This is a genomic window from Tropicimonas sp., from assembly GCF_047971885.1.
In the GTDB taxonomy this organism is placed as follows: domain Bacteria; phylum Pseudomonadota; class Alphaproteobacteria; order Rhodobacterales; family Rhodobacteraceae; genus Tropicimonas.
On the sequence record NZ_JBKEAE010000194.1, the window covers coordinates 1 to 6,758 of the forward strand.

Here is a 6,758-nt window from a genome sequence, read left to right on the forward strand (position 1 = left end):
ATGGCCGACGCAGAAACCGCGCGTCGCCCCCGAGAAGCGGCCATCGGTGATCAGCGCCACCTTCTTGCCCATGCCCTGACCGGACAGCGCGGCGGTGGTTGCCAGCATCTCGCGCATGCCGGGGCCGCCGGCGGGGCCCTCGTTGCGGATGACGAAAACCTCGCCTTCCTTGTACTGGCGCGCCTTCACCGCCTCGAAGGTGTCCTCCTCGCATTCGAAAACACGGGCGGGGCCGGTAAAGACCTGCTGGTCGCGTTCCATGCCGGCCACCTTCACGATCGCCCCGTCCGGGGCGAGGTTGCCGCGCAGGCCGACGACACCGCCGGTGCGGGTGATCGGCGCATCGACGAAATGGATCACCTTGCCATCCGGTTCGCCCTCGATCCGGTCGAGCGCCTCGCCCAGGGTCTCGCCCGAAGCGGTAATGCAGTCGAGATGCAGAAGACCCGCGCGGGCAAGTTCCTTCATCACCACCGGCACACCGCCGGCCTCGTAGAGGTCCTTGGCGACATATTGCCCACCCGGCTTGAGATCGACGAAATAGGGCGTGTCGTGGAAGATGTCGCAGACGTCGAACAGGTCGAAATCGATGCCCGCCTCATGGGCAATCGCCGGAAGGTGCAGGCCGGCATTGGTCGATCCCCCGGTGCAGGCGACGACGCGGGCGGCATTTTCCAGCGCCTTGCGGGTGACGACATCGCGGGCGCGGATGTTCTTCTCCAGCAGGCGCATCACCGCCTCGCCCGACGCGGTGGCGTACTGATCGCGGCTCTCGTAAGGTGCGGGCGCGCCGGATGAGTTGAGCAGCGCCAGCCCGATCGCCTCGGAGACGCAGGCCATGGTGTTGGCGGTGAACTGGCCGCCGCAGGCGCCGGCCGACGGGCAGGCGACCTTTTCCAGCGCGCGCAACTCCTCGTCCGAATTGGCACCGGCCTGATGGCGGCCGACCGCCTCGAACACGTCCTGCACGGTCACATCCTGCCCGTTGAACCGGCCCGGCATGATCGAGCCGCCATAGATGAAGACCGAAGGAACGTTGAGCCGCACCATCGCCATCATCATCCCCGGCAGCGACTTGTCGCATCCGGCAAGGCCGACCAGCGCGTCGTAGCAATGGCCGCGCATCGTCAGTTCGACCGTGTCGGCAATCGCGTCGCGGCTGGCGAGCGAGGCACGCATGCCCTCGTGTCCCATGGCGATGCCGTCGGTCACGGTGATGGTGGTGAATTCGCGCGGGGTGCCCGAGCCGGCCTTGACCCCCAGCTTCACCGCCTGTGCCTGACGGTTGAGCGCGATATTGCAGGGCGCGGCCTCGTTCCAGCAGGTCGCCACACCGACAAACGGCTGCGCGATCTCTTCCTCGGTCAGCCCCATCGCATAGTAATACGACCGGTGCGGTGCCCGGGCGGGGCCTTCCGTCACATGGCGGCTGGGCAGTCTGGACTTGTCGAACGGTCGCTTCAGCATGGCTTTCCCCTGATCTGGCTCGCCCGCCGGAATAGACGCGGCGGACAATCAGGGCAAGCGGCATCGCGCATCGGGGCGGGGCCTGCCGTTCGCCCGAGCGCAGGTGCGAGACGGGGCAGGGTATGCTACCCTGTCCTGAAAACCATCCCGACACGGTGCGCAGATCGAATGGGAGGCTGGAATGGTGTTGACGCTCCATGAGGTGGTCACGATGTACAACGATATCGTGAATCCGGCCGGCCGGGACAACCTGGGGCGGATTTCGGTCAGGGCGCTCAGCCGTTTCAGGAACGAACGCTATCCGAAAGGCGAAGACAGCAGTTTCCTGCAGCGCAATCGGTTCGGGGATCTGAAATCCCAGATTCACAGCGACGACCGAACTGCGAGCGACCTCATCGAACTGAATATCGAGAACAGGCACCTTCTCTCCGAGCCGGTACAGCTAGGCGAAGCCCCCGTTCCCACCATCATGCAGGCGCTTACGGCCTATCTTCACAACCAGACCCAGGCCGGCCTCAACACGCTTCGCAAAAGCCTCGCCGCCGCGCGGCCCAGGGTGGATGCCCATATCTACGGGCTCAGGAAAAAGCAGTTCCTGTGCTGGCTGATCGAGAAGGTGGAAGCCGAGCAGGCGCGCTGGACAGGTACCATCACAATTCCGGGTCTGAGCCCGGCGGCATGCAACGAATTTGCCGAACTGACCTGTTTCGCCTGCCTCGACGGCGCCACATACAAGGACTGGATCGCGCCGGGCAGCGAAAACATGGTCGCCAACCGGTGCTTTGCCGCAACGAATTTCCTGGCCGGCGGTGACGGGGTCGGCGGCGGTGCGTTTGTGTCCAACGCCGGTTATACCATGCAACAGGTCAGGGAAGGCTACCAACGGGCACGCCGCGAGAGATGCGCGGTCTGCACCACCTTCGCGCTGGCCGCCGCGCAAATCGTCATCAATGACGGTTTCCGCGGCTCGGTAAAGATCATGGCGACAAGAGCGCATGTCTTCGTCGTGCTGGATCACGAACCGTTCGACGAAGATGTCGCGACGCTGGACGTTATGGACGACGGCCGCGTGATCGACCTGTGGTGGGGCTCACTGGGAAATTCCTTCTATTTTCCCGCGATAGCGGATATTCCGAGCACCGCGAACATCTGGCTCGGGGCGGAAACCAAGTTCTTCCATCCCGCCACAGCCAACCCGACACCACCGCTTTGAGCCCATGATCTGCCCGCAGATGCCGGGCCGGACCCATGCCTGACACGGAGCGATTGCGGAAAGGGCATCTTGCCTTTACGGCTTGCGCCGAAAGGATGGCCCATGCGCTACGACCCGCTTCGCTATTTCAGCGCCCCCGCCGCCGCGCGATGCGAGTTGTGGCGCACGGCCGCCGGTGTCGTGCTTACCTTCATCACTGGCATGGCATTGTTTCAGGTGCTGTTTGCGCTTGCCTCGAACGTGATTGGCGCGGAAGCGACGCAACGCTTCGTCGAGGCGACGAGCCAGCACGCCGATACCCCCTTTGCCGCGCTGTTCACCCTGTTCAGCTTCGGCTTTTTCGCCGTGGGCCTGGCGATGGTCGTCGGCTTCCTGAACGGAAGGAGCTTCGCCACGCTGTTCGGACCGTGGGAGGCGGTGGTCTCGGACGGGCTGCGGGTGACGCTGGCCATCGGTGCGCTTTATCTGGTGCTGACGGTCGTGCTGCCGCTCGACCACGAACTTGTACGCAACCGCGCGATGCCGTTCGGGCGCTGGCTCGTGCTGCTTCCCGTTTCGCTCACCGCGCTGATGGTTCAGGTCGGCACCGAAGAGGCGATGTTCCGGGGATACCTGCAACAGCAGCTTGCCGCCAGGTTTCCGCGCTGGCCGGTCTGGCTGATCGTGCCGTCACTGCTGTTCGGCCTGATGCATCTTTCCCCCGATCTGGCCGGCAGTAACGCGCCCTATTACGTGATCTGGGCAACGGCATTCGGGCTGGTCGCTGCGGATCTGACCGCGCGCACCGGGTCCGTCGGCGCGGCGCTGGGGTTTCACCTTGCCAACAATTTCTCGGCGATATTGCTTGTCGCCCTGCCCGGTCCGGGCTCGGGGCTGGCGTTTTATTCCCTGCCCATCGCCATGGACGACCCCGCCATTCCCGCGATGCTGCTGCCGGAACTGATGACAACGTTCTGCGGCTGGCTTGCCGCGCGGCTGGCGCTCAAGGTCTGAGGCCGCATTGCGCCACCCGCCGGCCCGGGCTACCAAACGGCGACAAGAGCGGAGAGAGCCATGCGCGCACCCGAATTCGAAGCCTCGCTGGCCGAGGCAAAGCTCTATCCGCAGATCTGGCGGTTGCTGCTCGGCTTTCTGCTGACGATCTTCATCTATGTTTCGGTTGTCGTGCCGATCAGCGTCGGGACGGTTTTCGCGATGGCGCAGGGCATCGCGGGCGACAACCCCACAACACCGCTGCATCTGGTCTCGGCGCTGGGCCGGTTACAGAACTGGCTGATCGGCGAAGGCGGTGCCAATACGCCGGGTGCGGTCTTTTTCCTGCTCGCCACCTTCCTCGGCCTGTTTTTCGGCCCGATGCTGGCCGCGGCGGCCTTTCATTTCCGCGGTCCGGGCAGTCTCTTCGGGCCGGCCCGCGACTGGGCGCGCGGATTCGCCATCGGAGTTTCGGTGCAAATCCCGTTTCTCGGCGCGGCGGTGCTGCTGGGCGCGCTGCTCGACCCGCCCGTCGCCAACCTGCAATTCGCAAGCTGGCTGCGCTTTCTGCCGCTGGCACTGCCACTGATCTTCGTACAGACCGCCGCCGAGGAGCTTTTCTTTCGCGGCTACCTGATGCAGCAACTTGCGGCGCGCTTTGCCGCCCGCCTGATCTGGATGGGGCTGCCGGCGCTTCTTTTCGCGCTGCTGCACTGGGATCCGGCGGCGGGCGCCAACCTGCCGGTCGTTCTGCTCTATACGTTCCTTTTCGCACTTGTCGCCTCGGACCTGACCGAGCAGACCGGCAGCCTGGGCGCGGCGATGGGGCTGCATTTCGGCAACAACGTGGTGGCGATGCTGATCCTTGCCGTCAGCCAGACCATCACCGGGCTTGCGCTGTGGGTCACGGCCAAACCGCTGGGGGCGACCGGTGCGCAGACGCTTTCGTTTGTGGTCTCGATCGCGGTGATGCTCGCCTCGTGGGCGGTGATCCGGCATTTCCTGACCCGCTGACGCAGACCCGGCTCCGCCGATTGCAATTGCCGGCCCGCCGGCCTATCTCGGGGCGGCACAACGGCACAAGGCGCTTGAGGACCCCGATGAACTGGATTTCCAACTACGTCCGGCCAAAGATCAACTCGCTCTTCTCCCGCCGTGAGGTGCCCGAGAACCTGTGGACCAAATGCCCCGAATGCGGGACGATGCTGTTTCACCGCGAACTGAAAGACAATCTGAACGTCTGCACCAATTGCGACCACCACATGGCGCTGACGCCGCGCGAACGGTTTGACAACCTGTTCGACGGCGGCATCTACACCGAGGTCGCGGTGCGCGAACCGCTGACCGATCCGCTGCATTTCCGCGACCAGAAGAAATACCCCGACCGGATGAAGGCGGCGCAGAAAAACACCGGCGAGAAAGAGGCGATGCTGGTCGCCGAGGGCGAGATCGGCCGCACCCCCGTAGTCGCCGCCGCGCAGGATTTCACCTTCATGGGGGGCTCGATGGGCATGTATGTGGGCAATGCCATCGTGGCCGCGGCCGAACGCGCGGTCGAGCACAAGCGCCCGCTGATCCTGTTTTCCGCCGCCGGCGGAGCCCGCATGCAGGAGGGTATCCTGAGCCTCATGCAGATGCCGCGCACCACTGTCGCGGTCGAGATGCTGCGCGAGGCCGGCCTGCCCTATATCGTCGTGCTGACCCATCCGACAACCGGCGGGGTGACGGCCAGCTATGCCATGCTGGGCGATATCCAGATCGCCGAGCCCAACGCGCTGATCTGCTTTGCCGGGCCTCGGGTGATCGAGCAGACCATCCGCGAGAAACTGCCCGAGGGGTTCCAGCGCGCCGAGTACCTGCTCGATCACGGCTTGCTCGACCGGGTGACCCACCGCAAGGACATGCGCGACGAACTGATCGGCATCACCCGGCTGATCCTCGGCCTGCCACCGGCGGTTCAGGGCGATCTGCCGCCGCCCGGGCCGCAGTCGGAGCCACAGCCCGAACCGCAGCCGGCCAAACCGAAACCGGCCAAAGCCGCACCCGCAAAGGCAGAAAAGCCGGCCGCAGGGAAGGCGGACGCGAAAAAGTGACCGGCAGCGACAGCGCCGCCCTTCTGGCGCGGATGACGGGCCTGCATCCGGCGGCGATCGACCTGTCGCTTGGCCGCACGCTGCGGCTGCTCGAGGCGCTGGGGCGCCCGCAGGACAGGCTGCCGCCGGTGATCCATATTGCCGGCACCAATGGCAAGGGCTCGACCCTCGCCATGTTGCGCGCGGGCCTTGCCGCCGCCGGCATGCGTGTCCACGCCTATACCTCGCCCCATCTCGTCCGCTTTCACGAGCGGATCGTGCTGGCGGGCGAGGAGATCGGTGAAGAGCCGCTCTGCGATGCCCTGTCCCGCACGCTCGACCGCAATGGCGGCGCGCCGGTCACCTTTTTCGAGGCAACCACCTGCGCCGCGTTTGACGCGTTTGCGCGCGTTCCGGCCGATATCCTGCTGCTCGAGGTCGGGATGGGCGGACGGATGGATACGACCAACGTGGTCGATCACCCCGCGCTGACCGTCATCACGCCCGTTGCCCTGGACCATCAGGCATTTCTGGGAAGCACCGTGGCCGGGATCGCCGGCGAAAAGGCCGGCATCCTCAAGCGCGGCGTTCCCTGTATCGTCGGCCGGCAGGACGACGAGGCGACCGAGGTGATCGAGGCGCGGGCAGCGGCGCTTGGCGTGCCCCTGCTCGCCTGCGGCCAGCACTGGCAGGTGTGGGAAGAGCGCGGCAGGCTGGTCTTTCAGGACGAACGCGGGCTGCTCGACCTGCCCCTGCCATCGCTGAGCGGGCCGCACCAGATCGACAATGCAGGGATGGCGCTGGCCGCGCTGCGCCACCTTGGCCACGGCGAGACAGCCTGCGAAGCCTCTGTCACCAGCGCGCGCTGGCCGGCCCGGATGCAGCGTCTGCGCCACGGCCCCCTGGCCGAAAGCGCACCGGATGCCGAGCTCTGGCTCGACGGAGGCCATAACGCGCACGCCGCCCGGGCAATCGCGGCCACGCTGACCGGGTTGCCCACACGCCCGACGCATCTGGTCTTTGCGCTTCTGAAC

General features: G+C 65.7%; 6 protein-coding genes. 5 read left to right on the forward strand and 1 reads right to left on the reverse strand.

Going from position 1 to position 6,758, the window contains the following annotated elements:
* Positions 1–1,467 (reverse strand): dihydroxy-acid dehydratase (gene ilvD, locus ACK5IR_RS16305; RefSeq protein ID WP_416930362.1); only part of this gene is annotated, 1,467 nt, incomplete at its 3' end.
* A gap of 181 nt (positions 1,468–1,648) precedes the next feature.
* Here ilvD and ACK5IR_RS16310 point away from each other — a divergent pair.
* From ACK5IR_RS16310 to ACK5IR_RS16330, 5 genes are all read left to right on the forward strand, one after another.
* Entirely contained in the window at positions 1,649–2,680 is a 1,032-nt protein-coding gene (locus ACK5IR_RS16310) for a hypothetical protein (RefSeq protein ID WP_416930364.1), read from the forward strand.
* Positions 2,681–2,782: 102 nt separating this feature from the next.
* On the forward strand, positions 2,783–3,673 hold the full coding sequence (locus ACK5IR_RS16315; RefSeq protein ID WP_416930366.1) for a CPBP family intramembrane glutamic endopeptidase: 891 nt from the start codon (positions 2,783–2,785) through the stop codon (positions 3,671–3,673).
* 60 nt (positions 3,674–3,733) lie between these two features.
* On the forward strand, positions 3,734–4,666 hold the full coding sequence (locus ACK5IR_RS16320) for a CPBP family intramembrane glutamic endopeptidase (protein WP_416930368.1): 933 nt from the start codon (positions 3,734–3,736) through the stop codon (positions 4,664–4,666).
* A gap of 86 nt (positions 4,667–4,752) precedes the next feature.
* Positions 4,753–5,745: an acetyl-CoA carboxylase, carboxyltransferase subunit beta gene (gene accD / locus ACK5IR_RS16325; protein ID WP_416930370.1), complete on the forward strand. Its 993-nt coding sequence runs from the start codon at positions 4,753–4,755 to the stop codon at positions 5,743–5,745.
* A gap of 32 nt (positions 5,746–5,777) precedes the next feature.
* Positions 5,778–6,758, forward strand: a 981-nt coding sequence (locus ACK5IR_RS16330; RefSeq protein ID WP_416930372.1) for a bifunctional folylpolyglutamate synthase/dihydrofolate synthase, incomplete at its 3' end; no start/stop codon positions are given.